The organism is Paraburkholderia sp. D15 (assembly GCF_029910215.1).
In the GTDB taxonomy this organism is placed as follows: domain Bacteria; phylum Pseudomonadota; class Gammaproteobacteria; order Burkholderiales; family Burkholderiaceae; genus Paraburkholderia.
The window spans coordinates 108,989-134,963 of record NZ_CP110397.1; the positions used below are offsets into that span (position 1 = coordinate 108,989).

Annotated in this window: 22 protein-coding genes and 4 pseudogenes; 11 read left to right on the forward strand and 15 right to left on the reverse strand. The window is 61.3% G+C overall.

What is annotated here, in order from left to right; genetic code table 11:
• Nucleotides 1–24 precede the first annotated feature (24 nt).
• Nucleotides 25–621, forward strand: a complete 597-nt coding sequence (locus LFL96_RS35065; protein ID WP_281004247.1) for a hypothetical protein — start codon at nucleotides 25–27, stop codon at nucleotides 619–621.
• Nucleotides 622–954: 333 nt separating this feature from the next.
• On the opposite strand, the pseudogene LFL96_RS35070 reads toward LFL96_RS35065, so the two are convergent.
• A pseudogene (locus tag LFL96_RS35070) lies at nucleotides 955–1,891 on the reverse strand (LysR family transcriptional regulator).
• A gap of 160 nt (nucleotides 1,892–2,051) precedes the next feature.
• On the opposite strand from LFL96_RS35070, the pseudogene LFL96_RS35075 reads away from it, so the two are divergent.
• A pseudogene (locus LFL96_RS35075) lies at nucleotides 2,052–2,579 on the forward strand (IS6 family transposase); the annotation flags it as partial.
• Nucleotides 2,580–2,673: 94 nt separating this feature from the next.
• Here the strand turns inward: LFL96_RS35075 and LFL96_RS35080 are convergent.
• The gene (locus LFL96_RS35080; RefSeq protein ID WP_281004248.1) at nucleotides 2,674–3,153 is read right to left on the reverse strand and encodes a hypothetical protein; all 480 of its coding nucleotides are present in this window, start codon (nucleotides 3,151–3,153) and stop codon (nucleotides 2,674–2,676) included.
• Between the two features lie 10 nt (nucleotides 3,154–3,163).
• Nucleotides 3,164–3,464, reverse strand: a pseudogene (locus LFL96_RS35085) (hypothetical protein).
• A 419-nt stretch (nucleotides 3,465–3,883) separates the two neighbouring features.
• On the opposite strand from LFL96_RS35085, the pseudogene LFL96_RS35090 reads away from it, so the two are divergent.
• Nucleotides 3,884–4,602 (forward strand): annotated as a pseudogene (locus LFL96_RS35090) (IS6 family transposase).
• A gap of 202 nt (nucleotides 4,603–4,804) precedes the next feature.
• Here LFL96_RS35090 and LFL96_RS35095 read toward each other — a convergent pair.
• A complete protein-coding gene (locus LFL96_RS35095; protein ID WP_281004249.1) occupies nucleotides 4,805–5,380 on the reverse strand; it encodes a nuclear transport factor 2 family protein in 576 nt (191 codons plus the stop codon).
• A gap of 125 nt (nucleotides 5,381–5,505) precedes the next feature.
• Between LFL96_RS35095 and LFL96_RS35100 the strand changes: the two genes are divergently transcribed.
• Complete coding sequence (locus tag LFL96_RS35100; RefSeq protein ID WP_281004250.1) at nucleotides 5,506–6,402, forward strand: LysR substrate-binding domain-containing protein; 897 nt, start codon at nucleotides 5,506–5,508, stop codon at nucleotides 6,400–6,402.
• Nucleotides 6,403–6,466: 64 nt separating this feature from the next.
• Here the strand turns inward: LFL96_RS35100 and LFL96_RS35105 are convergent, their stop codons facing one another.
• The 5 genes from LFL96_RS35105 to LFL96_RS35125 form a co-directional block, all read right to left on the reverse strand.
• Nucleotides 6,467–7,717 (reverse strand): MFS transporter, encoded by a 1,251-nt coding sequence (locus LFL96_RS35105; protein ID WP_281004251.1) that lies wholly within the window; start codon nucleotides 7,715–7,717, stop codon nucleotides 6,467–6,469.
• A gap of 53 nt (nucleotides 7,718–7,770) precedes the next feature.
• Nucleotides 7,771–8,871: a porin gene (locus LFL96_RS35110; RefSeq protein WP_281004252.1), complete on the reverse strand. Its 1,101-nt coding sequence runs from the start codon at nucleotides 8,869–8,871 to the stop codon at nucleotides 7,771–7,773.
• Between the two features lie 107 nt (nucleotides 8,872–8,978).
• The gene (locus tag LFL96_RS35115; RefSeq protein WP_281004253.1) at nucleotides 8,979–10,616 is read right to left on the reverse strand and encodes a bifunctional 3-(3-hydroxy-phenyl)propionate/3-hydroxycinnamic acid hydroxylase; all 1,638 of its coding nucleotides are present in this window, start codon (nucleotides 10,614–10,616) and stop codon (nucleotides 8,979–8,981) included.
• Between the two features lie 85 nt (nucleotides 10,617–10,701).
• Nucleotides 10,702–11,667, reverse strand: coding sequence for a VOC family protein (locus LFL96_RS35120; RefSeq protein WP_281004254.1), 966 nt, complete (start codon nucleotides 11,665–11,667; stop codon nucleotides 10,702–10,704).
• A gap of 67 nt (nucleotides 11,668–11,734) precedes the next feature.
• Nucleotides 11,735–12,586: a fumarylacetoacetate hydrolase family protein gene (locus tag LFL96_RS35125; RefSeq protein ID WP_281004255.1), complete on the reverse strand. Its 852-nt coding sequence runs from the start codon at nucleotides 12,584–12,586 to the stop codon at nucleotides 11,735–11,737.
• Between the two features lie 179 nt (nucleotides 12,587–12,765).
• On the opposite strand from LFL96_RS35125, the gene LFL96_RS35130 reads away from it, so the two are divergent.
• The gene (locus tag LFL96_RS35130; protein ID WP_281004256.1) at nucleotides 12,766–13,467 is read left to right on the forward strand and encodes a TetR/AcrR family transcriptional regulator; all 702 of its coding nucleotides are present in this window, start codon (nucleotides 12,766–12,768) and stop codon (nucleotides 13,465–13,467) included.
• A gap of 72 nt (nucleotides 13,468–13,539) precedes the next feature.
• Here the strand turns inward: LFL96_RS35130 and LFL96_RS35135 are convergent, their stop codons facing one another.
• Nucleotides 13,540–14,439, reverse strand: a complete 900-nt coding sequence (locus LFL96_RS35135) for a LysR family transcriptional regulator (RefSeq protein ID WP_281004257.1) — start codon at nucleotides 14,437–14,439, stop codon at nucleotides 13,540–13,542.
• A gap of 105 nt (nucleotides 14,440–14,544) precedes the next feature.
• Here LFL96_RS35135 and LFL96_RS35140 point away from each other — a divergent pair, with 105 nt between their 5' ends.
• From LFL96_RS35140 to LFL96_RS35155, 4 genes are all read left to right on the forward strand, one after another.
• Nucleotides 14,545–16,251, forward strand: a complete 1,707-nt coding sequence (locus LFL96_RS35140; protein WP_281004258.1) for an FAD-dependent oxidoreductase — start codon at nucleotides 14,545–14,547, stop codon at nucleotides 16,249–16,251.
• A 116-nt stretch (nucleotides 16,252–16,367) separates the two neighbouring features.
• Complete coding sequence (locus LFL96_RS35145) at nucleotides 16,368–17,708, forward strand: MFS transporter (protein WP_281004259.1); 1,341 nt, start codon at nucleotides 16,368–16,370, stop codon at nucleotides 17,706–17,708.
• A gap of 104 nt (nucleotides 17,709–17,812) precedes the next feature.
• Nucleotides 17,813–18,949, forward strand: coding sequence for a porin (locus LFL96_RS35150; RefSeq protein ID WP_281004260.1), 1,137 nt, complete (start codon nucleotides 17,813–17,815; stop codon nucleotides 18,947–18,949).
• A gap of 193 nt (nucleotides 18,950–19,142) precedes the next feature.
• Entirely contained in the window at nucleotides 19,143–20,507 is a 1,365-nt protein-coding gene (locus LFL96_RS35155; protein ID WP_281004261.1) for a Gfo/Idh/MocA family oxidoreductase, read from the forward strand.
• A 107-nt stretch (nucleotides 20,508–20,614) separates the two neighbouring features.
• Here the strand turns inward: LFL96_RS35155 and LFL96_RS35160 are convergent, their stop codons facing one another.
• A complete protein-coding gene (locus tag LFL96_RS35160; RefSeq protein ID WP_281004262.1) occupies nucleotides 20,615–21,001 on the reverse strand; it encodes a hypothetical protein in 387 nt (128 codons plus the stop codon).
• A gap of 229 nt (nucleotides 21,002–21,230) precedes the next feature.
• Here LFL96_RS35160 and LFL96_RS35165 point away from each other — a divergent pair, with 229 nt between their 5' ends.
• Both LFL96_RS35165 and LFL96_RS35170 read left to right on the forward strand, forming a co-directional pair.
• Nucleotides 21,231–21,671: an Hsp20/alpha crystallin family protein gene (locus LFL96_RS35165; protein WP_281004263.1), complete on the forward strand. Its 441-nt coding sequence runs from the start codon at nucleotides 21,231–21,233 to the stop codon at nucleotides 21,669–21,671.
• 15 nt (nucleotides 21,672–21,686) lie between these two features.
• Complete coding sequence (locus LFL96_RS35170) at nucleotides 21,687–22,091, forward strand: Hsp20/alpha crystallin family protein (RefSeq protein ID WP_281004264.1); 405 nt, start codon at nucleotides 21,687–21,689, stop codon at nucleotides 22,089–22,091.
• Nucleotides 22,092–22,217: 126 nt separating this feature from the next.
• On the opposite strand, the gene LFL96_RS35175 is transcribed toward LFL96_RS35170, so the two are convergent.
• From LFL96_RS35175 to LFL96_RS35190, 4 genes are all read right to left on the reverse strand, one after another.
• A complete protein-coding gene (locus LFL96_RS35175; RefSeq protein ID WP_281004265.1) occupies nucleotides 22,218–23,027 on the reverse strand; it encodes an exodeoxyribonuclease III in 810 nt (269 codons plus the stop codon).
• A 39-nt stretch (nucleotides 23,028–23,066) separates the two neighbouring features.
• Complete coding sequence (locus LFL96_RS35180; protein ID WP_281004266.1) at nucleotides 23,067–23,444, reverse strand: hypothetical protein; 378 nt, start codon at nucleotides 23,442–23,444, stop codon at nucleotides 23,067–23,069.
• Between the two features lie 97 nt (nucleotides 23,445–23,541).
• Nucleotides 23,542–24,075, reverse strand: coding sequence for a hemerythrin domain-containing protein (locus LFL96_RS35185; protein ID WP_281004267.1), 534 nt, complete (start codon nucleotides 24,073–24,075; stop codon nucleotides 23,542–23,544).
• Nucleotides 24,076–24,813: 738 nt separating this feature from the next.
• Nucleotides 24,814–25,524, reverse strand: coding sequence for a glycosyltransferase family 2 protein (locus tag LFL96_RS35190; protein ID WP_281004354.1), 711 nt, complete (start codon nucleotides 25,522–25,524; stop codon nucleotides 24,814–24,816).
• Nucleotides 25,525–25,975 lie beyond the last annotated feature (451 nt).

Genomic DNA, 25,975 nt, shown 5'->3' on the forward strand with positions numbered 1-25,975 from the left:
CTACTTTAATCAGGAACTTCTGTTATGAAACTCAGCAATGTACTGCGCGCGGCGTGCGCCGCTGGCGTAATCGCGTTTCTTTCTGGCTGCGCACACGACATCACGATCTCCGGTGACAACACCGCGCTCGTTTCGAAAACGAGTCCGCCGATCAACAAGACGGTCGGTCTAATCATTACCGATGAAGAGCGCAACAAGGAAGTCGTCTCTCCGGGCGGCGGCGGCGACAAGGTCGCGTATAAGCCCTATCACGACCTCGAATTGCCGATCTACCTCGAACTCAGCAATCTCTTCAAGGATGTCGTCAAACTGAACTCGGCGCCCGACGCCGCGACCTCGCAGACCAAGAATTTGAGCTATATCGTGACGCCGACGATCACGACGACCTCGTCTTCGCCTAGCCTGCTCACCTGGCCGCCGACCGATTTCACCGTGACACTCGAATGCACGGTGACGGACCCGAGCGGCAAGCTCATCACGAAGAAGGCTGTAACCGGCTCCGGTCATGCCGAGTTCAGCGAGTTCAAGCGCAACTTTGGACTGGCCGCTCAGCGCGCCACCCTCGACGCCGTTCAGAAGATGCAGTCGGCGATGCAGGATTCGCCTGAACTTCGTCAGTAACCGGCGCGCAAGAACAGGTGGAGGGATGCCTGGATAACCGGGCATCTAACTGTGGGTGGCCGTCAAACGGGTGAAGATAGCCGCCTTGGAAGCTAGAGTGCTGGACACCCGTCGGCTACCCGACTCTTCGGGTCGGCAGTCCCATGTCGACCCTGAACTGCCGTTCGAGATCGCGCCACCGCAACGGCTGCTTCGAAGGTGCAACCGCCATTCGACCAATCAAGCTGGCCGACCAGCAATCCGTGCCTTTACGGCCAATCGAGTCTCCCCCGCAATAGCACTGCTGAATGACCGGTATCCAGGGAGATCGAGGAGAAACGTGCGTGAAGTCAATCAACGCTGAATAAATCTGCGAGCGGCCTCCTGATCAGCCGCCAGTGTCGCCTGCATCGTATCCCTCAGATAGTCCACCCAGGTGCGAATCTTCGCGTCAACGTATTATCGCGATGGATACATCGCGCACAGACCCATCTCCTGCGGCCTGTATTCGGGTAGTACCCAGGCAAGTTCACCGTTGCGCAATCCGGTGATTGCCGAGTAGATCGGAATCAGGCCGATTCCTAGTCCTTCCCGTACTCCAGTGGCAAGAGCCTCCGGTGTATTGACTTCCAGCACGGCTGGCCGGAATCGAACGGACTCCTTTCCGTTTGGCCCATCGAATGTCCACACGTTCATTGGAAATTCAGGTGTGTTCAGGTGGATGCACGAATGCGCTTCGAGATCGTCTGGTTTGTGCGGAACGCCATGGGCCTTGATGTAGGTGCGTGATGCACAAACAATGCTGAATGCACTGCCGACTTTCTGTGAAATGAACTCTGACTCTGATAATGCCAATGCCCCGATAATTGCAACGTCGCAGCCGTCTTCGATGAAATCCGGCGTGCCATTGGCGAGCGTCAGCCGGACTTTCACTTCCGGATATAGCTTTTGATACGCGCCGATCTTCTTGATGAGGTAGTGCTGTCCAAACCCGACGGGAGTGCGAACCCTCAGTTTCCCAAACGGACGCGCATGTGCGTCACCAGCCTCCGCCTCAGCCTGTTCGATCAGTGCCAGATCTGCATGCAATGATCGTAATATCGCTCACCAGCTTCAGTTAGCGCGATGCGTCGTGTAGTCCTGTTGAGCAGTCGGGTTCGAAAGTGTGCTTCCAGATCCGAAACGGCGCGTGAGGTTTTGCCAGAGTGGTGTCCATGCCGTTCGCCGCCGCCGTGAAGCTCCCGGTTTCGACGACGCGCACAAAGACGCGCATGTCTTGGAGTATGTAGATGCAGAGCTCCCGATGCGAGTCCAACCGGCGAAGCGCGATACACCATTTATCGCTACATCCCTTTGCAGGCGCGACAGTGTCCGCCGGCTGACCGACGCTTACGTTAAATCATCTCGATGGCCATGGCAGTGGCTTCGCCACCGCCGATGCAAAGGGTGGCGTAATGAAGTTGTTGCCGCTATTGGAAAAGACGTTCAGCAAGTGCAAGCGTCCGGTAGGAAAAAGCTGGTGAATGGACGAGAGCTATATCAAGATCAAAGGCGAGTGGAAATATCTTTATCGGGCAGTGGACAAGGCGGGCGACACGGTCGACTTTCTGCTCAGGGCCAGGCGGGACAAGGTTGCGGCTCGGCGCTTCTTTGAAAAGGCGATCGCCCACAATGGCGAGCCAGAGACGGTGACCAGCGACAAAAGCGCCTCCAATCTGGCCGCCCTGCAAGCCGTCAACGCTGAGCGGGAAACGCCCATCAAGGTCCGACAGGTCAAATACCTGAACAACATCGTAGAACATGACCATCGGGCTATCAAACGCCGGACCCGGCCAATGCTTGGCCTCAAGGACTTCCATTGTGCGAAGGTCATTCTTGGCGGGATCGAGGTCATGCACATGATCAGGAAAGGACAGATGAATTGTGCGGGCAAAGCCACGTTGTCTGCCGCGCAGCAGTTCTACTCTCTTATGTTATAAGCGATGCTGATTATATTGGAATTTTTCGTCTCGTCACTCTTACTGCGACAGAACCACAGCAATTGCTCAACGGCACGCGGCAACCACACGACGATCATGCGCTGGCCTTGCGTCTGGTCTTCTTCTTGATCTGCGCGACCTTCGCATCGAGCAGCGCCATCACGTCAGCGTGCGGAATCTTGGTCACGTTCGGATTGTCAGCTTCGGCCAGCGCCTGCAACACGTCGGCCTCGAACTCGGCGGCTTCATCTGCGCGCCGGTGTGTCGCGTTCATGTGCGCGGCCTGGTCGGGCCGGCTCCAGGCCTTCGCCTTCGGCGCACGCGTATCCCACTCCTCGAGCGCGAAACGCCCGGTGGGTACGCCAAGCTCGCGCGCGACTTTCAGCGCCTGGCCGGGGTCACGGAATGAGCGCCGCTCGCGGCCGTTCGATGTGACCAGTTCGGCCGCGCCGGATTCGCGGGTTTCAAGCTCGATGTAAAACGCGCCCTTGTCGGCACGCAGGATCGCTGACAGCACACCGCCCGCCTTAACGGCGGCGCTGGCCTGCGAGAGGTCAAAACTGGCACGGCGCATTGAACCTCCTTTAGTCTGTGATGAGTTCAGGTCGCCATGCGCGCACGACGGCACCGAACTGCGGGCTATAGCCCAGCGTGTCGGGGTAGCTGTTCGCCCGCGTCGCGAGGCGAAAGACCACGCACAAATCATCGGCAGTCCTCGTCGAGTCCCCAGCCGGTTGTGATGTCGTACTTGCCGCAGGCGCTGGGGTTCTACCACGCGAGCAGGAAATCGTCGACGCGTCGGCTCTGGCCAGTGTCGCCCTGTGCGTGTTTCAGGAGGTTTTCGAGGGCCTGCCGCTCGGCGGGCGTCATCTGTTCGGGTTGCAATGGTCGCTCCGGGAAAAGCCGCTAGGAGTATCACGCGGTCTAACATCGTGAGGAATGCAATATAGTATTTCGTCCTATTCAGAGTCTGTACGGCGGTGCCGAGAAAGGTGAGCCCTTACGGGACGTGGCCTGGCGGCCCGGACTTTACATAACATCTCGGCGAGCCAGCGCCAGTAGCTATGAACCTAGGTACTGGCGGTGCGTTTCTTTTTGGCGACGGCGCCACGCCGCTCTGTCGTCGCCCCGATCCGCAGGCGTCAGGTGGCCGATCGCCATTGGTTGCCGAGCCTAGCTCATTGGCTGCCGTCCAAGGCGCGGTCGCGGAAGTCCGATGGGGTGTACGTGCCATAGACGGTTCTGGTGCAAATAGGCTAGGCGAATCGGTTAAGGTATTCAGCCCAACAATCTGGTGGTCGGTGATGAGCAAGCGCAAAGGCCTTGAGGCATTGTTTGATGGGCGACATTTTGATCGGGAGATCATCATTCTCTGCGTGCGCTGGAACCTCCGCTACAAGCTCAGCCTGCGCGATCTGGTCGAGATGATGGCCGAGCGCGGTTTGTCGCTGGCGCACACCACGATTATGCGTTGGGTGAAGCCTTCACGCCGGAGTTCGTCAAGCGCTGGAATCGTTTTGGCATACCCACAGGGCGGTCATGGCGTGTTGACGAAACCTACCTGAAGGTTCGTGGCAAATGGGCTTATCTGTACGGTGCGGTAGATCGAGCCGGCCAGACGGTAGACTTCATGCTCAGAGCGAAGCGCGACGTGGCCGCGGCCAAAGCCTTTTTCAGCAAGGCAATCAAACATCAGGGGCAGCCGCCGGAGACGATCACGCTCGATGGGTATGCCGCCTCACACCGGGCACTGCGCGAAATGAAGGCCGATGGCCTGCTGCGTGAGGACACGAAGATCCGGTCCTCGAAGTAGCTGAACATTCTGATCGAGCAGGACCATCGAAACATCAAGTCCAGAACGAACGTGGTGCTCGGCTTCAAACGATTCGGGAATGCCGTGACTACGATTTCAGGCATCGAATTGATGCATCGCATTCGCAAGGGGCAGTTCAACTTCACCATGCTCGGGCTGAAAGATACCGCTGCGCTCGCTGTCTGGAATAACGTCCTGTTCAATCGATAAGGTATCCATATCGATAGAAAAAATCTCGGCCGGACTGGCCATTTGCACCGGAGCCGGCGATCGCCCGCCAGATGATGGACGGTCGATTCAAATTCAAACTTGTCTCCGTAGACAGCTTGTAAGCAATGGGCGGCCACGCGGTTTTTGCGGATGGAGCCACCCGGGCTACTGACGTCTACGGAGTATATCGACAACCTGAACATCAAGCCGCTAGCCAGTCCGCCGCGTGTTCCTTCATCTCCCGCTCGAGCTGGCTTCCGCGCGTCGCGAATACGCGTTTGACCGGGAAGCCGCTCTTCTCCAGCAGATAACCCAACGCCGCATATTCGCGCGGATACTTCGCTGCCACTGCGCGGTCGATGTCGACCACGCCGAGCGGAAACGTGAACGAACCGAAGTCGTAGACGCTTTGCCGCCGCAGCAGCTTCCAGACACCGTCGCGTTGCTCTGCCATATCGTAGAAACGGTTATGCGCGACGCCGCCCAGTTCGAGCCGGCTGTTCTCCGCAACGATCACGGCGTTTGTCTCGACGATGGCCTTGCTGCCGTTGAACGTGACCACCGGTGTGCCGATCAGATGTTTGGTTCGCAGATCCGAGGCGCCCATGGCCATCGAACCGTCGACGAAATCGCCGAAATTGCCTTCGAACCACGTCACTTCGATCGTACCGTCCAGGTGAAACAGCCCGCGCAAGCGGTCCCAGTCCCCCAGATCGCGATACAGCCAGCCAGTGATCAGGTCGGTGATCTGCATTCTGTCTTCAACGCGGGCGTTCATATTCAGTTCCTCGAGTAGTGCGCGCTCGTTGCGCGCCGATGACTCATAGAATCGCGCCAAATCGATCTACAATCAAATAGATTGATTTGACCGATTCATCACTAAAACTGATCGATTAAAAACTTATGGACCTCCGCCAGCTGCGTTATTTCCTCGCGGTCGCACAAGAAGCGCATTTCGGTCGCGCGGCTGAGCGGCTGCATATTGTGCAGCCTGCTCTCAGCATGCAAATCCGCGCGCTCGAAGACGAATTGGGCGGCTCACTGCTCACGCGCACCAGCCGGCGTGTCGAGTTGACCAAGGCCGGCAGGCTATTTCAGATCGAGGCGCGCCGGGCGCTCGACCAGGCCGAGTACGCCAAACAAGCCGTGCAGCGCGCGATGCGCGGCGAGACCGGGCGCGTGCGCGTCGGCTACGCGGGAAACGCGGTGTTGAGCGGCAAACTGATGGGCGATCTGCGCGGCTTCCATCTCAGCTATCCGGATGCCGAACTGGTGGTCCACGAAATGGCCTCGCAGGCGCAGATAGAAGCGATCCTCGGCGGTCAGCTCGATATCGGTTATGCACCGGGTCACGGCGCCACGCTGTCGGCGGCGCTGGTCGCCGAGACGGCCGGCGTGTGGCGCTTTGTCGTTGCGATGCCGTCCGGCCATACGCTCGCAAAACGTAAGCGTATCAGCGTGCCGCTGCTGGCCACCGAGCCGTTGATCCTGTACGCCGCCCCCGACACGGAAGACAGCCTGCTTCCCGCACTGCGCGCTGAGCTAGGGCATGAACCGCGCATCGCGCACCGGGCGGCGAGCACGCTTGGCGTACTCGCGCTCGCTGCCTCCGGACTCGGACTCGCACTGGTGCCTCAGCCGCTCGCGAACGTCGCGATTCCCGATCTCGTCTACCGGCCGCTGGACGCTTCCTCGTTGACCGCCGATCTGACTTTATTGAGCCGCGTCGACGAATCAGGCGGCGCGGTCAACGCGTTTCTCTCGCTCGCCCGGGAAGGCATCAAAAAACGTGGAGCTTGATCGTCGCGGGAGCTTGCGGTATCCCATTCAACGAAACGGCGGCACCGAGTTCAACCGGATATCCTCAACGGACCGGGACAGGCTTTCGCGACTGCAACCGCGAAGGCGCCGTTTCCTTCAGGTTGATGACGACCACGAAGCCGATGGCAAGGGCGACGAAGCCGAGATACATGATGTACTGGATGCCGAAGTGCTTGGCCACGTAACCGGCAATGGCCGGTGCCAGACCACCGCCGAATACCTCGCCGATACCGACCACCAGCCCCGACGCGGTCGACATAAGCTTCGCCGGTACGGATTCCGCGCTTAAGGGGCCGACCGTGAGCGTGATCATGCTGAACACGAAGAGCAGCGTCAGCATGAGATACGTGAACAACAAGGTCGGACTCGGCCCGGTGCGGCTTAGCAGAACAAGGAATACGGCCGCGCCGATCACCGACAGAATCATGACGGGTTTACGCCCAAGGCGGTCGGACAGTGTCGGCATGAGTACTGTACCCACTGTGCCGCCAAAGCCGATTGCGGAGAGCACATAACCCATCTGCTGCATGCTCAGATGCAGATAGTCGATCAGGTAGCTCGGAAAGAGCGCACTCAGCACGACCAGGCAGGTGAGCCAGCAGAGCATCCCAACGATGTTCAGTCTGATGTTGCGGTAGCGAAACACGTCCGTCCATTTGTGCGCGGCGCTGTCGTGCGTCGCCGTGTGCGCCGCGGCGACGGAAGCCCTGGTGTTGCGCAGCACTTTCCACAGCAGAAATGCGACGACGAGCCCGGGAATCGAGACGACAGCAAAGATCGAATGCCACGGCAGGAACTTCAACAACTGCGTCACCAGAATGGGTGCGAGGCCGAGTCCAAAGAGCGGGAGTGCCATCTGCTGGATTCCGATGTTGCGGCCATGACGGGTGGGCCTGGACGCCTCCAGCGTAGCAACGATGCTGGCAGGGGTATAGGCGCCTTCCGCGAAGCCCATCACGGCACGAATCAGGAGCAGCGTTCCGACACCTGTCGCGAGGCCACTCAGGCCGGCGAGCAGCGAAAATACGACGATCGCCGGGATGATGACCTTGCGATGACCGATGCGGTCGGAGAGGTTACCCATGAACATCGCCGATACCCCCCACGCAACCGACAGGGCGCCGGTAATGTGGCCGAGGTCCTGATAGTCCAGATGCAGGTCCGCCATCATCACCGGGAAAAGCGGCATGATCATGAAGCGGTCTATACCGACAAGACCAAATCCAAGCGCAAGCAACAGCACAGCCTTCCACTCGTATGTCGTGTCCCAACAGGAATTGGCTTGATTTGCCATGTTGTGTCTCCGTAAAGGGTGATTGTTTTTGTTGGTCGGGAGGAGATAAGACATCAGAAGATCGTCTGCAGGCCGAGTCGGGCAATGAACTGATGGTCGGAACGCGACTGGCCCGCGCCATTTATCCACGCGTTGTGGCTGCCCTCGACATCGCCGCCGGTCCATTGAAATACGCCTTCCGTGTAAACGGTCGTGCGTTTGGACAGGGAATACTGAAGGGCGGAAGTGATCTGCTGGGCGCGGTTATGGCTCAGCGCGGCGTTGCCTTTCATGTACTGGTAGTTCGCGCCTAGTCGCCAGAATGGATTAAAGGCATAGAGGCCGCCGGCCTGAACCACCTGAACCATTCCGCCGGTCAGCGTGTTCTTGGTGTTCGTGTACAACGCGCTCAGGTAGAGGTCGCCGATCGCCTGGCTGATACCGCCGCCAAAATTGCGGATACCGTCGTGGCCATTGTCGAGCGCCTGATATTGGGTCTCGTTGTAAGCGGCACCGATGCCGAAGCTGCCGATTGCATAGTCCACGCCGAAGCCGACCGTGTTGTTCGAGGAGAACGATCCCGCCGTATTGCCGAAGCCGTACAGCGCGCCGAGCCGCAGGCCGCTAAACGTGGCCGAGACGAACTTTGCCGAGTTCGATACGCGCGACGTGCCGGCCATCTGGTCAAAGTCGAACGACCCTGTCGGATTCTGCGGAATGCCTAGCGCGCTGAACGGCCCCTGACGCATGTTGTACAGCCCGCCGTACATGAATGAAGCGTCGAGCTTCGCGGGCGGAAAGAAGAGGAAATCAGCCATCAGGTTGTATTGCTGGCCGAACGTAAGGCGCCCCATGCCGTCTTTTTCGATCCCGACAAAAGCCTGCCGGTTGAAGTCGGCGTTCGGCCCCGGGATGCCGGCGCCCGTGTTGATCGCGAATTGCGATTCGAGGTCGAACAGGGTTTTGTAGCCTCCGCCGAGGTCCTCGACGCCGCGGATGCCCCACAAGCTCGGGGTCCAGATGGAGTCGTCTGCTTTGAGGCTGTGTCCGCCCTGCTCGTTCGATACGTAACTGACACCAACGTCTAGCAGTCCGAATAAAGTCACGCTGCTCTGGGCGTGTGCGCCGGACGCGATTGAAAATGGAATTACCCAACCTAACATCGCCTTTTTCATTGGTGTTCCTAAGTTTTAAGGATGCCTTTAGTTATGTCGGCCGACTGTCTCCGCTGCTCCGGCCGCGAGCGGGAAGCGGCATGGCGCCGCCTCCAATGCTCCGGGTACTACGCCGCTTTCACCGGCGCGATATGCCTGTCGTCGGCGGGTGAGTCGATGAGCGAAAGCCCGGCGGCGAGTTCGCCGACGAGGGCCGGCAATTCCGCCAGTTGCGCTACCGCGCCGAACACGTAATAGTCGGGCCTGACGATGATCGCGCGAGCGCCGTGCTCCACGAAGAACTGCGCATACTTGCCGCTCACGTCGAACAGAATGCGACCCGCAACGGTTTTTTCCTTATCCGCGGTAACGCCGATCACGCTGCCACCTAGCCGTGCCAGCGCCGTCTTCGAAGCCGCGTCGAGGAACTGCTCCGGGTCGGCATCGAGGGCGATGACGTGAAAGCCGTTCTGCATGGCGTCGTCGTACCGCAGCGGCTCACCGTCGTTTATCACCTGTCCGTGCACACTCAGCAGGCCGGCTGCCGCGTCGCAGGCCAGTTCCTTTCTTGCGCTGACAAGACCGCCGGTGAGGCCGGGAAAGGGCGGCAGCGGCGGGACCTGGCCGGATAGATAGGCCTGGTCGCGGCGGGCGGCCTGTTCGGGGTCCGAGATACAGACGACCTGACCCATTGCAATGGAAGCGTCGATGACGGCATGCACCTGCGGGCGTCGCTCCGCCGTGTACCCGTCGAGCAGTTCGTCCGACGCGATGCCCTTCAGAATCAAATCGAATCGCCACGCGAGATTCCACGCGTCGCGGATGCCGGAACACATGCCTTGGCCCATGAACGGGGGCATCTGGTGAGCGGCATCGCCCGCGAGAACGGCGCGGCCGCTATGCCAGTTTTCCGCGATCAATGAGCGAAACTTGTAGACGGCATGGCGAATCAACGTCGCGTTCGCGGGTGTGACCCATGGCGCGAGCAATTCCCAGACTTTCTCCGGCTTCTGCAGATCCTCGATGGATTCGTTGGGCAGGCGCATGAATTCCCAGCGGCGGTAACCCGGACCGCCTGGCACCATCGTCGTCGGACGCGCGGGGTTGCACCATTGACCGATATCCGGCACGTCGAGCACGACGCCTTCGTTGGGTTCGAGATCGATGACCAGCCAGTCCTCCTGAAACCCGAGGTCTTCGAACGGAACGCCCAGCGATTTACGGACGAAACTGTTCGCGCCATCGGCGCCGACCACGTAGCGCGCGCGTATCGTCTGTGTCTCGCCGGTGGGTACCCAGGCGCCTCTGTCCATGGTTCCTTTGCGAAGCGTTACTTCGCAGCAGTCCGGTAGTTGCCGGAAGTCGATCGCTTCCCAGCCCTGCTGGACCGACACGCCCGGCAGCGACCTGGCTTTCGCGTCGAGTAGCGCTTCGAGCGCCGGTTGATTGAAGAGATAACCGACCGGACCGTCGCTGATGGATTCCGCCGACCAGTCGATTTCAACCAGCGTCTCCCACGCAGCGTTGAACCATTGATAGGTGGCGGAGGGCTGGGAGATGTTCTCCACCTCTTTACCGATACCCATGGCGTGAAACACGCGGCGGATCTCGTGATCGTGAAATACCGCACGGGGCAGCGGATACAGTGCGGGCCAGCGGTCGAATGCCGCGACGTTGTAACCGCGCTCGCCCAGCAGAATGGATAGAGTCTGCCCAACCGGGCCGTAACCCACGATCGCGACATCAAGAATGTTCTGGTCAGCCATTTGATTTCACCTGCAAAAAAGCGAGTTGCACCCTGGCGCCAGATGAACTGGCTGCCATCGAATCGTTACCGGGTGAAGCGGGGCGTTAGTCTTCGGGAGTGAGGCCGGCGGCGTCGGCGGGCGCTTCGGTGTTGTGAATGAAGTTGCCGGGGACCGCGGGCCCCCAGAGATACAGCGAATCTTCCGGCGGAAAATCGCCGGCTGGCCATTCATGCCCGGCCGATACGAAGTCGATGTCGGCCGAGTACTCGCAGAACGAACCCCATGGGTCCTCCACGTAGTGGAAGTAGTTCGACCCAAGCACATGGCGGCCGGTACCCCAGCCCTTCACGTAGCCCGCATTCGCCATCTGCGACGCGCCCTGGCCAACCTGGTTGACGTTTTCCACATCCCACGCGGCGTGATGCCAGCCTCGCGCGCTGCTCTTCGCGAAGGCGACGAGGTGGTGGTCGCTGCCATGCGGCGCGTGCGTGAACGCGATGATGTCGACCGATTTGTCGGAGAGTCTCAGCCCAAGCGCTGCCTTGTAGAACTCGACGGCGCGCTGCACGTCCGGTGTGAACAGCAGGACATGGGACAGGCGCCGGGGCTTCACGGCCTGCGCTTGCGAACGCGTGTGGGAGCCGCGTTCATCGGCGGCACTCCCCGAGACGACGCAGGGTGTCTTCGCGGAAGGGCTGGTTTTCGGGCCGGCCTTGACCTCAATCAGATTGCCGTCCGGATCGTGGAACCAGAAGGCAACGCCATCGGCGGAAGGCTTGATGGCGCTTCCCGCCATCTCGACCTGCTTGCGGATGGCGTCAAGGTCGCGCTCGAAACAGTTGAAGCTCAGATAGGCCAGCGACTTGCTTGCCGCCGGAACAATGCGCGCCCAGCGATGATCGTCGGCCGCGCGCAGCTCCAGCTCCTGACGCTCGCTTCCGGCCCGCGTGACCCGTAAGCCGAAGGCCGTGAAAAAGCGTTCGGCTTCGTCGACGGACGGCACATTGAGAGTGAAATGGTCTATCGAATGGACGCTTGCGCAAGTGTGGCTGGCTGCTGCGGGAACCATGAGGGTGTCTCCATCTATCGGGTCGTGGCGGCTCTCTGGCCGGCCTTTAGGCAAGGATAGGTCGCATCTATCCGGCCACTTCTTCGTCGGCAATGACGTTGCGAAGCGTGCCGATTTTCTCGACCGTCACTTCGCATACGTCGCCCGCTTTCATCAGTAGCCTGGGCGTGCGCGCCCAGCCGATGCCCGACGGTGTGCCGGACACGATGACATCACCAGCCTCGAGCGTGATGGCTTCACTGATGATGCTGATGAGGCTCGCGACGTCGAAGACCATTTCATCGGTGCTGGCGGACTGGACGACTTTGCCGTTCAGACGCGTTTCGAGCAGCAGGCCTTTCACGCCGGGCGGCAGTTCGTCGGCGGTGACGAGGTCGGGGCCGAAGGCGCCGGTGCCGTCGAAATTCTTGCCGACGGTCCATTGCGGTGTTTTGAACTGGTATTCGCGCACGGAACCGTCGTTGAAGACCGAGTAGCCGGCCACGTGCGACAGCGCGTCGTTTTTCGCGATGTGGCGGCCGCCCTTGCCGAGCACGACCGCAATCTCGCCCTCGAAATCGAGGCCTTCGGAATCGGCGACGGCGGGGCGGATCATGGGTTGCTCGTGCGCGATGAGACTCGTGTGGACGCGGAAGAACAGCGTCGGATAGTCCGGCTGCTCGTACTTGCTCTCCGAGGTGTGGTCCGCAAAGTTCAGGCCGACGCAGATGATCTTGGGAGGACGTTGCAGCGGCGGCAGCAATTTGAGGTCGGCGGCGGAGAGCAACTCATCGCTCGCGTTTGCCTGTGCATGCTGAAGCAGGTCGACGCCGCGCGCGAGCAGTGCCTCGAGCGTTTCGCCGCCGATCACACGGACCTGCTCGCCTTCCCGAATGCCCAACACCGGCTTGCCCTGTCGTTCGAAACTGACCAATCGCATCTCTGTCTCCTGTAAATTTCAAGGACCGCCAGCAGGGGGCCTCAAAGCCTGAACTTATTGAATTGACACATTTGTCAATTTGCATTCTAGTCGATTTGATAAAATCGTCAACTAGATTGCGTCCAGGACAAACCCGCACGCGAACTGTTCGACTAACTAGACGGATCAACGAGAAGAGAATGGGCGACCTCGAGGCATCAGAGAATTACCAGACCCGCGTGGGCGCGCTGCGGCGCGAAAAAACGCGCAATCGCCTCATCGAGAGCGCGCTGATTGTTTTTGCACAAAAGGGGCCCGACGCCCCCATTATCGATGATTTCATCGCTGCGGCCGGCGTTGCGCGCGGCACGTTCTACAACTACTTCCGCACGACCGGCGAGTTGCTGTCGGCCGTTGCGGGCGAGAGTAGCGACGAAGTACTCGGCGTGATCGATCCGTTGGTCCGACAGATAGACGACCCCGCCCAACGGGTCGTAGTCGGTTCGCGGTTGTACATGCAGATGGCAACGCGCTACCCGCTGTGGGGCGCATTCATCACCCGTGTTGGAACAAAGCGCGGCTCGCGCGGACGACTGCTCGATGAATACCTGACCCGCGATCTGCAACTGGCCATCGACGGTGAACGGTTCAGCGACGTCGACGTATTGGTGGCGCGGGATATCGCGTTGGGCGCGATACGGTACGGCATCGAAACGCTGCTTTCCACATCGGCCCCGTTGGACTACATGGAACAGTCGATGTACGCGATGCTCCGCGCTTTCGGCGTCGATCCGGTGGAGGCGAAAACGCTCGCCTATGCGCCGATCGCCGAGTGCCCGAGCCCACACGGTCCGATATTCGACCGGGTCGGGCTACCGTCCGCTCCCGCTGACGAAGTTTGAGGTTCAGCCAGGGCGCTGTGCAGGGAGGTGACGAAGCGGCGCCTCCGCACGGCTTGGCAACAGGGCGGGGCGTCAGTCCTGACGCAGCGTCTGCGCGACCAACGCGCGAAACCAGCGGTGCCCGGAATCGTTGTGATAACGGGCATGCCAGAACTGCTGCACGATCAGATCCGGCAGCCTGATGGGTAGCGGGAACACGTCGACGTCCGACAGGCGCGAGAACAGTTCCGCAAGCTCGTCGGGCACCGCCGCGATAAAGTCCGAATTCGCGACGAGACTCGGCACCGCCAGCAGATAAGGCACCTCGACGCCGACCTTCAAACGCGCGCCATGCACGCGCATTTCCTTCTCGAGCAACTGATTGGTCAGTGCCAGCGTGCCGGCCACCACGTGCTTTTTCGCGAGGAAGGTCTCGAGCGTCAACCTCACTTTCCTGCGCGTGGTGCCGCCCTTGATGATGCCGACCAGCGAACGGCGGAACAGCCGTTGCTGATGAAGGTTGTCGCCCAGTTTGCCCAGGTAGCCGATGGCGAGATCGACCGCGCCATCCTGCAGCGCGCTCGCGAGTTCCAGCGACGGCACCTGAATCGGCTTGAGTGTGGCGAACGGAGCGCGCTCGCGCACCGCGGCCAGCAGGCGCGGCAGAAGGACGATCACACCCATGTCGCTCAGACAGACGGAGAAGGTGCGCGTGGTGGTCGCCGCATCGAATGACTTGGCACTCCAGATTTCCTGCTGAACCAGAGCCAGCACCTTCCCGACACCCTCGATCAGGCGCTCGCCGACCGGCGTGGGCGCCATCAAAGGTCCGGCCCGTACGAACAGATCGTCCTGAAACAGCGTCCGGAGTTTCCCTAATGCGTGGCTGACCGCGGGCTGGGTGAGACCGAGGCGTTCGGCCGCGCGCGACACGCTGCGCTCCTCGCCCAGCGCCTGAAGGACATACAAGAAGTTCAGATCCGGCATGGGCATGTATGCACCAGATTCATTATCGGTATGAAATTCATTGTATAGATTTATACGCCTGTCGCCTTTAACTTCGCATCCACGGTCAATAAGAAGGTTCAGGAGACAGCAGTGGATTGCGACGTCATCATCGTGGGCGGTGGCCCGGTAGGTCTTTTTCTCGCGGCGGAGCTCGGCCAGCGTGGCGTTAGCGTCGAACTGTTCGATGCGAAGGCCAGCACTTGCACGCATCCTGCCTCGAATGCCAATAGCGCACGCACCATGGAGCATTTCCGCCGCATCGGTATTGCCACTTCCGTGCGTGCGTTGGGTCTGCCGCGCGACTACGCGCCGGATGTCGCGTACTTCACGTCGATCGGCGGCCACGAGTTGGCGCGACTCGCGCAACCGGCTTCACAGGACGCCGAGGCTTGGGCCCAAGCCCATTCGTTCACCTGGGCGACGCCCGAGCCGCCGCACCGTTGCTCGCAGTTGTATGTCGAGCCGGTTTTGCTTGCGGCGGCGCGCCGTCATACGCATTGCAACGTTCATTTCAACGCACGGGTGACCGGTTTCACCCAGAGCGGCGAGGGCGTCAGCGCGACCGTCGAAACGGACGCGACCGCCGGGCGCGACGCGCCGATACGGACCGTCACGGCGCGTTACCTGGTTGGTTGCGACGGACCGCGGAGTCTGGTGCGCAAAACACTTGGTATCGGCTACGAAGGGGTCGCCGGTGAAAAACGCGAGTTCATGGGCGGCCAGATGGATGCCGTTTATTTCTATGCGCCCGATCTTTACCGTGTGAGCCCGCATGCTCCCGCGTGGCAATACTGGACCTTCAGCCCAACGCAGCGCGCGCTGCTGATTGCGGTTGACGGTAAGGGGCATTTCATCATGAACGTGCAGGCGCGCAACGGCGAATCCGCCGCCACGGACGATGTCAGGCTGCGCATTGCCGAAGCGATCGGCGCGGACATTCCGTTCGTCGTCAGGAGCCGTTCGCGATGGACGGCGGGCTTCGCGCTGGTGGCGGAAAAGTTCTCGGAACAACGGGTGTTCCTTGCCGGCGATGCCGCGCATCTCTTCACACCGACCGGCGGCCTTGGCTACAACACCGGCATCGACGACGCGGCCAATCTCGCCTGGAAGCTCGAGGCCATGGTCAAGGGCGCGGCGGGCGCGGCGCTCGGCGCGAGTTACGAAGCGGAACGTCGCCCCGCGGCGTTGCGCAACACCGCGTTCGCGCGCGGCTTCGCGGACAGCATCGGTCACGTGCAGGTGCCTGCCGCAGCTTATGAGCCAGGCGGTGCCGGCGACGCCGCGCGTGCCGCGGTCGGCGACTACCTGAAGTTCCACGCGACCGCCGAGTTTGTGATTCCAGGCGTGCATCTCGGCACCCGTTACGAAGCGTCGCCGCTACTTCGCGCGGAGCCCGGTGCCGCGGCGCCGGATACCGCGAATCTCTACGTGCCCTGTGCACGGCCGGGGCATCGCGCGCCGCATGCGTGGCTTGCCGGCGGCGCTTCGCTGTACGACGCGTTCGGCGCCGGATTCACGCTGCTGTGCATCGGCGAAGCCGGCGTCGACGTGGAACGCGACGACGCCTATCGGCGGGCCGCGGCGACGCTGCCGCACCTGAGCGCCGTGCGAACCAACGAAGCGGCGGTGGCGGCGCTTTACAAGGCGGCCTTCGTGCTGATCCGTCCCGACCAGCATGTCGCGTGGCGGGGCAACGTTCTGAACGACGAATTCGATGCCGCCGTGCTGTGCACGCTCGGGCGTCAGCCTCAGGAAGCGGGCCAGTCGACGTGGCGGGCGTGTCCGTCGGTTGCCTGAACGTACCCGGCTCATCGTCACGACGCGCTGTCGGGCAACAGCGTCCCGGGCTTATCCGGCGACCTGCGATCACAACTAGTTTCGCACGCAAGCGAACCATCCTTTGGAGACAGGCAATGCAGGTTCAGACAATGACGCCGGATCGCGTCGAGGGCGGCAAGAACACCTCCGCGCTGCAGGTCCTTACCTTGTTCCTTTGTTTTCTGGTCGTCGGCGCCGATGGCTTCGACGTGGCGTCGGTGGGTTACGTGGCCCCGTTACTGAAGCAGTCGTGGGCGCTGAGTCCGGCGCAACTCGGGCCGATCTTCGGCGCGGGCCTGTTCGGGCTCACGGTCGGCAGCTTTCTGTTCGGGCCGCTCGCCGACCGCATCGGACGCAAGCGCGTCATCACGATTTCGCTGGTGCTGTTCGGCATCGGCAGCCTGGCGTGCGCGTATGCCCCGTCGCCGCTCTGGCTGGTCGCGCTGCGCTTCGCCACCGGCGCGGGTCTGGGCGGCGCCATGCCGAATGCGATCACGTTGGCGTCCGAATTCAGCCCGGCGCGCAGTCGCGCTCTGAGAGTCACACTGATGTTCTGCGGCTTCACCCTCGGCCTCGCGTTCGGCGGCGCCGTGGCCGCGTTGCTGATTCCGCGCTTCGGCTGGAAAGGCGTCTTCTTGTTCGGTGGGCTGTTCCCGCTGGTGCTGACGCCCATCGTCTGGATCTGGATGCCGGAATCGCTGCGTTTCATGGCGCGTAAGCCGCGCTATCAGGCGGAAGTGCGGCGTGTGATGAAGCGCCTGACGGGCGACGCGAATACGCCGGTCGAGCAGATCGCGCCTGAAGACGCGCAGGCGGGCGTGGTCCGCGAGACGGCGATCGGCACGCTGTTCAGCCAACGCTACCGCGCGGGCACGCTGCTGCTGTGGCTCGCGTTCTTCTGCACGCTGTGGGTGTACTACCAGGTCAGCAGCTGGCTGCCGTCGGTGATTGCCGGCGCGGGTATCGACGCGTCTCATGCGGCCCGGGTGGGCGCGATGATGCCGCTCGGCGGCACGCTCGGTTCGCTGCTTAACGCGCGGCTGATGGATCGCGCGAATCCGTTCTTCGTGCTGGCCGGCTCCTATGCGATCGCGGCTGTCTCGACGGCATTGATCGGCTTCTCGATTCACGAGCCGATGTGGGTGTACGTGTCGGTGTTCATGGCCGGATTCGGCCTGTCGGGTGCACAGACCGCCGCGAACGTACTGGTAGCCGGTTTCTACATGACGGCGGCGCGAGCCACGGGCGTGAGCTGGGCGCTCGGCGTGGGTCGCATCGGCTCGATCATCGGTTCGATGACGGGAGGCGTTCTGCTGGTCGCGTTTCACCGCGTCGAGACCACCTTCGCTTTCTTTGCCGCGCCGGTGGTGATTGCCTGCATCGCCATGCTCGTGACCGGCCGGCTGTATCGCAACGGCAGTCCCGCCGACGCATGACGACTCGCGCCTGAGCGGGCAGCCGTGAAACAGGTATCACGAAGATCGCCGGCGCCTCTGCCGCGCCGTCGACCCAAAACACAAAACGACATATGGGTGGAGACATGAAACATAAAACCATTGCGGCGGCCGCCGCGCTTGTCCTGAGCGGTTCAGCATTCGCACAAAGCAGCGTGACGCTGTACGGGATTCTCGATACCGGTATCGAACTTGTCACGCATGCCGATGCGGCCGGCGACAAGCTCGTGCGGATGCCGGGCATCACCGGTTCGATGCCGTCGCGTTGGGGGCTGCGCGGCCAGGAGGATCTGGGCGGGGGCCTCGCCGCGGTGTTCACGCTGGAGGATGGTTTCAATGTGCGCGGCGGCGACACAAACCAGGGCGGCCGGCTGTTCGGACGGCAGGCATGGGTGGGCTTGTCGAGCCCCTACGGCACGTTGACGTTCGGGCGCCAGTACACCATGTCGTTCTGGGCGATTGCCGACGCGGATGCGCTCGGTCCGGACATTTACGGTGGAGTCGGCTCGCTCGATGCCTACATTCCCAACGCACGCAGCGACAACACGATCGCGTACAAGGGCAGCTTGGGTGGCGTGACAGCGGGCGCGACCTATTCGTTCGGACGAGACTCGGCGGGCACGGGCAATTCGCCGGGGCAGGGCACGTGTGCGGGTTCGATTCCGGGTAACGCGCAGGCGTGTCGCCAATGGTCGGCGATGCTGCGCTATGACGCCAGTGTGTTCGGCGTCGCGGCGTCGTACGACGAACAGCACGGCGGCCCCGGCGCGGCCGCCAGTTTTTTCAACGGAGCCGCGCCGATCGCGTTGGCCAGCAGCGGCGACAAGGACGCCCACACGCAACTGAACGGCTACTTCAACGTGGGGCAGTTAAAAGTCGGCGGCGGCTGGCTGGGCCGTTGGGTGGAGACCGCGTCGCCCGCGCTACCGAACGTGCGCAGCAATATCTACTATCTGACCGCCACGTACTTCGTGACGCCGGCGTTGATCGTCGATGGAGGCGTGTATCGCACGATCGATCGACAGCAGGACACGCGCGCCACGCTGGCAGCGTTGCGCGGGACGTATCTGCTGTCGAAGCGTACAGCCGTCTATCTGCAGAGCGGCTATCTGTGCAACAGCGCGAAGGCGCACTACACGCTCAGCCAGGGCGGTCCTGGTTCGACGCCCGCTGCCGGTATCGGCCAGCTAGGCGTGATGGCCGGCATTCGCCATTCATTCTGACGCACGTTTTGATGCGCTCGTGCGCGCTATCGCATCGCCATGAGGCCCATCGCCACCGCAAGACGAATCGTTCTTCGGTTATTGCCTGCCTCTTCTCCGCTCCATATTCCGCCATGCAGCGCAGGAGGAATAAGAGTTGCTCGCTGTATGCAGATGCCTTTTCCTTCGACGACGTTCCCGCTGGAGAAATCAGATGACGCAACTCATTCCGCAGGGTCAACCTGGCGAGCACACGCTACCCGACGACCTGAATCAGTCACATGCCGGCGCGGCAATAGCCGCGAAGCCGGTCGGAGGCGGTGTCGCTCGTCGTGGCTTTCTTCAGCGAACCGGCACCGGCGCCGCAGCACTGCTGCTGGCCGGCGTCACTGGCAAAGTGCTCGCAGCAGCGCCAACGCCTGGCGACCCGAATAGAGTAAAGCTGTCCCTGATTCAGGACCCGCAGACCGAACAGGCCGAGAGCACACCTGATCCGGCCGCTGCCCCGGATCAGCGCGTCGGATACGCCATCGTCGGGTTGGGCCGGCTGTCGCTCAACCAGATCCTCCCGGCTATGTCGCAATGCAAGTATTCGAAGGTCGTCGCGCTGGTAAGCGGCGATTCGGATAAGGCCCGCAAGGTCGGGCGTCAGTACGGGGTGCGGGAGGATGCCATCTATGACTACCACACGTACGAGCGTATGGCTGATAACCGCGAGGTGCAGGTGATGTACGTAGTGTTGCCAAATGGAATGCATGCTGAGTACACGGTGCGCGCTGCAGCGATCGGCAAGCACGTGCTGTGCGAAAAGCCTATGGCTGTGAGCAGCGTCGAATGTCAGCGGATGATTGATGCCTGCAGAAAAGCGCAGCGCTTCTTGATGATTGCCTATCGTAGTCAGTATGAGGCGATGGATCGGATGATTGCCAGACGGGTAAAGGAAAAGCAACTTGGGCCGCTGCGCGAGTTCATTGCCGGCAATTCGCAGAACGTGGGAGACCCGGCGCAGTGGCGGCTGAATCTCGCTCTGGCTGGCGGCGGCCCGCTGCCGGATGTGGGCATCTATTGCCTGAACGCCGCACGCTTTCTGAGCGGGGAAGAACCCCACGAGGTGATCGCCTCAGTCTTCCGTCCTGCCGATGATCCGCGTTTTCGGGAGGTCGAGCAGTCTGTGCATTTCGTTTTACGTTTCCCGAGCGGGTGGTCGGCGACGTGCATGGCCAGCTATGCGAGCCATGAATCGCGGTTTTTCCGGCTGCAGGGTGCGCAGGGATGGGCGGAAATGAATCCGGCGTTTGGCTATAACGGCTTGCAGATGCGCAAGGGGACGCTGGTCGAGGGAAAGAACGCGACGATCGACATAACGATTGATCCTGAAAACCAGTTTGCTCGTGAGATTGACCACATGTCGTTATGCGTGGCACGCAATCAGACACCCCATACTCCGGGAGAGGAAGGATTGCAGGATCAGCGCATCGTAGAGGCCATCTACGAGTCCGCGCGCTCGGGACGCGCCGTGAGGATCGCGCAACCGCCCGGACCGACGCGCGGGCCCGATCCCGACGAGGAGACATTCTGATGCTCCCGCAAAACACGCTTCCTATTGGTCTGCTCACCGCCGCTCGCGGCAGCAAGTACGCATCGATCCCTTGAAGCAAGGGCGGAAAATTGCGGAGAAGCGTTGACTTACTGGATTGGCGCCGTGGCCCCTATCTTCTGCGCCAGGAGCCGTTCGTACGTGCCGAAGCTAAGGTCCACCTCATCTTGGGACACGACCTTCACTGTCAGCGTGAGCTGGTCGGATGTGAGACCGAGAACCGTCGCGAGGGCCGCTTCAACCGGTCCGGCACACGCCCGGTCCTCGTTCATTGTGGTCCCCACGGATATCTCATACGCGCTATCCGGATCGCGGAACACCACCTCGACCAGTCGCGCACGCGCGCTCATGTTGCTCTCGATTGCCACCCGCGCGACCTCCGCAACCACCCGCAGGCGCTCGGCCGGGAAACCACAGGTCGCATGAAAGCGCACACGGTGCTTTCCGAGCGTAACCCAGTCAGTGTCGAACTCCATTTATTCCTCCATCAGTAAAATCACCGCGCGCTTTAAATAGAGGTCAACGCCCGGGTTTCAACATAACTGACTCTTTATAACCGGAGTCGCTCAATATTCGCTTCGGCAATGTTGAAACTTCATCTTCAGAGCCTATTTCTGCCTCGCAATAGCCTGCTAGTGCGCAGTTGTGGTCCCGCAGCAGCGGGCGAGAGCTTCTGATCACTTCGCATCATCGGAGACCTGAATCATGAGTGACTTCTACTTTAGCAACGGCCTGTTTGGAGAACTTGATCGTCTGCAACGGCAGATGTCGACGCTTTTCGGCAACCTTCCGTCCAGCATCCGGTCAAGCCGTACCGACGCATTTCCGCCCCTGAACATCGGCAGCACGGATGATTCCATCGACGTCGTCGCGTTCGCACCGGGCATTGACCCGGCCGCGCTTGAAGTGACCGTGGACAAGGGCACACTGACCATCGCGGGCGAACGGAAGGCGCCTGAACTGGCCTCGGGTAACGAAACCCGGTCCTACGCAAGCGAACGGTTTTTCGGAACGTTTCGACGCGTGATCGAGCTTCCGCAGAATGCCGATCCCGACAAGGTTGAGGCGGCCTACTCGAACGGCTGCCTGACCGTGCGCATCGGCAAGCGCGAAGCGTCAAAGCCGCGTGCTATTACCGTCCAGTAAAACGAGGAGGATGCCATGAACGACACCACCCAGATCGCAAACCCGAACAAGGGCGAAGTGGAACGCCGCACCCCGGAAAGCGCTCGCCGTGTCTCAATCACGCCCGCAGTGGATATTGTTGAGGACAGCCATGGCATTACGCTGTGGGCTGACCTGCCCGGTGTCCCGCGCGACAGGCTCGATGTCAAGGTCCACGATGGACGGTTATATATCGAGGCGGAAGCCGTTGTACCGACGCCGGGGGATCTGCGACTGCATCACGCAGAGATACGCGCGCCGTTCTTCGCGCGGGCCTTTACCCTCAGCGAAGACTTCGACACGTCAAAGGTCGATGCCAATCTGCAGGGCGGTGTGCTGAAACTCAGCATTCCCCGGCGCGAGGAAGCGCGGCCACGTCGCATCGAAGTGCGGGCTGGGTAACACGGCAGGTTCGTCGGCTGGTCTCAACCACGCTCGCTTACCCCAGGTAGCGGTAGCGAGCGTGGTTCAATGCCGTCGTGCGGCTAGGCGCCCTTGCACTGCGCGAGTGTCGATGTCTTTTCGCGATCAGCTGGCGCGCCGGCTTGTTTTCTTCGGCGGAGAGAGTTCGATCCACGTGGGCGCGTGATCGCTCGCAATGGGCAAGTCCCTGACCCACGCGTCGACACCTGCGTCCCGAAGGCGCGGCACAACAACGTCGCTCAGCAGCAGATGGTCAATGCGCAGGCCAAATCCCGTTCCCCGGCGGCGCCGGAGATAGTCCCAATAAGTGTAGATCCGCTGGTCAGGATAGACGTGGCGGATAGCATCCGTCCATCCCTGCCCCAAAAGTTCGCTGAAGCATTCACGGCTTTGTGGTTGCAGCAGCGCGTTGTCGGCCCATGAGCGCGGGTTGTAGATATCCCCATCCGTCGGGACAACGTTATAGTCACCGGCGAGAATGACCGGGTGCCCGCTGTCAGCAAGCAGCTGCGCATATTCAATCAGCCGCGCGAACCACGCCAGCTTGTAATCAAACTTCGGGCCCGGTTGTGGATTGCCATTTGGTAGATAGAGGCAACCGACCAGCAAACCGGAGACGGCCGCCTCGAGGTAGCGGCTTTGCCTGTCGGACTGATCTCCCGGCAGACCGCGGCGACCTTCTATGGGCTCAGCGTCTCTTGCAAGGATGGCCACGCCATTCCATCCGCTTTGGCCGTGCCAGATGGCTCCGTATCCGGCGTCGTTGATCGCCGCGACCGGAAAAGCTGAATCGGTGGCTTTGAGTTCCTGCAGGCAGACGATGTCTGGCGACACTTCCCGTAGCCAGGTGAGCAGTGTGGGCAGCCGGGAACGGATCCCGTTGATGTTAAAAGTCGCTATCTTGAGATTTAGCACATTGGCGTTTCATTATCCGGGCCGGTACTGCAGGCGCCGTCAGTATCCCGACGGTGGCCTTCCAGCATTGCCGGGCCCGAGATGTGGCTCCGATACCTTATCCAGAGTTTCTCCGAACCACGGCACCTGTTGCCTGCGTTCAGCCACATAGGCATCCCAACCGCTCTGGTTGCCGCTGAACAGGTCGTGCTGCACAAGGTTGGCCAGAAGACGCCGGTTAAGGTGCTCGTCCAGAAGCGCCTTTGGCCACAAAAAGAATGCGCTGGCAGCACTCCTTGCGAATTCCAACGGCGTCATTTCAGCGTCGACTGTGCGCAGAATCGGGAACGCCGTCAGGGTATCTTCCTGAGCGACCGCCTCTCCTACCGTGTTGGACCTGTCTGCGCACCTCATCACGCATGCGATCGCCTCGAACACGTCGCCAAGGCGTAGAAGAAGTGCACGTCGTTAGAGGCTATCGTTCATGTGCAATCCTCCGTCCAATCGGGCTTCTCACTCGCGGCAAAGGGCTCGATCAAAGCGATCCAGTCTTGTCACCTACCGATCTGCTCCCCACCGCATCCAGCCTCGCCTGCAACTCTGCCTTGCGTTTCGCGATCTTTTCCCCCAAGGCGCGCAGATCGCAGTTTGACTTGCGCAACTCCGGGAAAAGCTCCTGCTCTTCCTCTTCGACATGGTGTCCAACCATCTCGCTCATCACCTTGAAAGTCGCATCAAATCCCTTGTCGCCTGCCTTGAGCGTCTCAAACTTCGCGATCAGGGTCTTGACTAGAAAGTGCTCGACGTATGCTTCATCGACGTCGACCTTGTCGCTGTCAGGCAGCGCTTTCTCGGCCGCTGGGTATAGCAACTCTTCTTCGAGAATCGTATGGATCGACAGTTCTTCACAGGCCCGCTGTGCGAGCGCCGCCTTCCGTTCGAGGTCGTGGTCCGAGGACTTTCTGAACGCGGCGAACAGCTTCTCTACTGCGCGATGCTCCGCCTCAAGGAATGCTAACGCGTCGCGGGAGGTGGATCCCGACTTTGTCTCGCTCGTTGTGGTTTCCATGAAAATTTGCTCCGGAAGATAGTTGACTTATCTGCGCGATACTCGGTGTCGACAGTTCAGATTCAAAGGAACCGCACCGCTCAGCGCCGCCTTTCTAAAAACGTCGCGCCGGACATCGACTACGGCGGTCGTGCCGCCGACAATGTTGCGCAAACATCGTGCCGCCCGGTACAACGATGGTCCGACGGTTGCCCGGCTTCGATCGTCTCCCTAGCGTCACCCCGCGAGCGGTGAATCATCGAAGCAGGCCAAGAGCGCACCCGAGCCCGGATACACAGCAGCGCATCCTCCGGCCGACCAACATCCCAATTCCCGCGATTTCAAAATAGTTATCAAGCTCGTCCCTTCTGGCGGACGATGCCACCGCCACCCTGAGGCCGGCATCGGGCACCCGCTGTAGCAATTCTGGCACTGCGGCAAACGGACGCGCCATAGGCAGGTATCTCGATTTGAACCGCTCGCCGCGCCATTGCTCCAGCGCACCGCCGTAATCGCGCTGCTGATGAGCGCTGAGAAACATTGGCACTAGCTTGTCTCCACCTTTTCCTATCAGGCTTCTCGCCTCCTGGAACGTGACGTCGTGACCAAACCTCGCGAACTTCCTGCTTAGCGGTCGTATGCAGGTCGACAGGATCGACCAGAGTTCCGTCGATATCAAAAATGGCGGCCCTGATCATGGCAAGTCTCCTTTGAAATAAGCAGGCGCGCGCAGCCCGTCGGTGACGGTCTCTCATGGACTTACGCTCTCTGTGGCGGCGGTGTCACGACGACTTCCTGCGTCGTAGGCGCGGCCGCGAGTCGCTGACCTGCAGCGCGCAATGCCGCGCCGAAACCCGCCGGCGCCCGTGAGTCCAGACGTGCGCTCGTGACGACCCGCACCTTGGCGCTCCATGCAATGGTCGCGTCGGCGGCCATGAGCGCGTCGACCAGTGCGACGTCCTCGTCCGATGCAAGCGCTCCGAAACCGCCCACCGCCCGGTAAGCCGAGGCGGACACGCCCAGGTTCGCCCCGTGAATATGTCGGTGACCATCTCGATCCCGATAGGTCGCGATGAAGTCCGTTTGGACCGCAGTGCTATGGCCGGTCCAGTTTTCAACGCTGACGACCCCGCACACCGCGTCTGCGCTACAGTGAAGCTGCTGCACGAGCCAGTCGGCCGGGACGGTTGTATCGGCGTCTGTGAACGCGAGCCACCGGGCGCCTTGATCGAGAGCCCGCTGTGCCCCGGCCGCGCGGGCCGATCCGACGTTCCGCAGCTCGACGGTCAGCACCGCCGCACCTAGCGAGGCTGCGATCTGCGCGGTTCCGTCGGCGCAGGTATCCGCGACCACGAAAATCGCGACCTCCTCCGCCCCGAGCGCTGGATGTCTGCTCGCTGCAACAACCGAGCGCACGCAGCGGCCGATCAGGTGAGCCTCGTTGTGAGCGGGAATGATGACGGCAAGCATGGTGTCTCCTGTTCTCCAGACCCGATCGGTCCAATCAGTTGAGGGTTTATCCACCACGGCTGGCAGATCGCCGTGCCGTGGTTGTACTGGACGCGCGGCGTGCATAGCGGCGGCCATCCTTCGAAAAAGAACCTCGAAACTTTTGACGAACTCCACGACGCTGCTTGGCATCCACGACGGTGTATCGGTGGTTTTCGAGCGATTCGTCGTAGCTCTTTCGGGCAGGCGCTGCTCGCTCGTGTTCATCAGGCGGACCATCGGACAGTGGCCTTGCCGTCGCTGATCGGGAGCCACTCATGGACTGTCTTGCGGCACACGAACACCCGCGATAAGCGCGCCAGCCTGCTGTCGCGAAGCGCTGTGGGGAATGCCCTGCGGCCTTCAGTGCCGGCGATATTCTTCCCGGTACGACGCGACTTGGACACAACCACCGTCGACAGCAGTTTAGGTT

Bases quoted from the DNA above. Each gene is read 5' to 3' on its own strand.
- LFL96_RS35185 (WP_281004267.1), bottom strand. From the start codon at position 24,075: ATGGAAACCACAACGAGCGAGACAAAGTCGGGATCCACCTCCCGCGAC.
- LFL96_RS35115 (WP_281004253.1), bottom strand. From the start codon at position 10,616: ATGGCTGACCAGAACATTCTTGATGTCGCGATCGTGGGTTACGGCCCG.
- LFL96_RS35105 (WP_281004251.1), bottom strand. From the start codon at position 7,717: ATGGCAAATCAAGCCAATTCCTGTTGGGACACGACATACGAGTGGAAG.
- LFL96_RS35065 (WP_281004247.1), top strand. From the start codon at position 25: ATGAAACTCAGCAATGTACTGCGCGCGGCGTGCGCCGCTGGCGTAATC.
- LFL96_RS35135 (WP_281004257.1), bottom strand. From the start codon at position 14,439: ATGCCCATGCCGGATCTGAACTTCTTGTATGTCCTTCAGGCGCTGGGC.
- LFL96_RS35120 (WP_281004254.1), bottom strand. From the start codon at position 11,667: ATGGTTCCCGCAGCAGCCAGCCACACTTGCGCAAGCGTCCATTCGATA.
- LFL96_RS35100 (WP_281004250.1), top strand. From the start codon at position 5,506: ATGGACCTCCGCCAGCTGCGTTATTTCCTCGCGGTCGCACAAGAAGCG.
- LFL96_RS35155 (WP_281004261.1), top strand. From the start codon at position 19,143: ATGACGCAACTCATTCCGCAGGGTCAACCTGGCGAGCACACGCTACCC.
- LFL96_RS35130 (WP_281004256.1), top strand. From the start codon at position 12,766: ATGGGCGACCTCGAGGCATCAGAGAATTACCAGACCCGCGTGGGCGCG.
- LFL96_RS35095 (WP_281004249.1), bottom strand. From the start codon at position 5,380: ATGAACGCCCGCGTTGAAGACAGAATGCAGATCACCGACCTGATCACT.
- LFL96_RS35150 (WP_281004260.1), top strand. From the start codon at position 17,813: ATGAAACATAAAACCATTGCGGCGGCCGCCGCGCTTGTCCTGAGCGGT.
- LFL96_RS35145 (WP_281004259.1), top strand. From the start codon at position 16,368: ATGCAGGTTCAGACAATGACGCCGGATCGCGTCGAGGGCGGCAAGAAC.
- LFL96_RS35170 (WP_281004264.1), top strand. From the start codon at position 21,687: ATGAACGACACCACCCAGATCGCAAACCCGAACAAGGGCGAAGTGGAA.
- LFL96_RS35125 (WP_281004255.1), bottom strand. From the start codon at position 12,586: ATGCGATTGGTCAGTTTCGAACGACAGGGCAAGCCGGTGTTGGGCATT.
- LFL96_RS35160 (WP_281004262.1), bottom strand. From the start codon at position 21,001: ATGGAGTTCGACACTGACTGGGTTACGCTCGGAAAGCACCGTGTGCGC.
- LFL96_RS35080 (WP_281004248.1), bottom strand. From the start codon at position 3,153: ATGCGCCGTGCCAGTTTTGACCTCTCGCAGGCCAGCGCCGCCGTTAAG.
- LFL96_RS35165 (WP_281004263.1), top strand. From the start codon at position 21,231: ATGAGTGACTTCTACTTTAGCAACGGCCTGTTTGGAGAACTTGATCGT.
- LFL96_RS35110 (WP_281004252.1), bottom strand. From the start codon at position 8,871: ATGAAAAAGGCGATGTTAGGTTGGGTAATTCCATTTTCAATCGCGTCC.
- LFL96_RS35190 (WP_281004354.1), bottom strand. From the start codon at position 25,524: ATGCTTGCCGTCATCATTCCCGCTCACAACGAGGCTCACCTGATCGGC.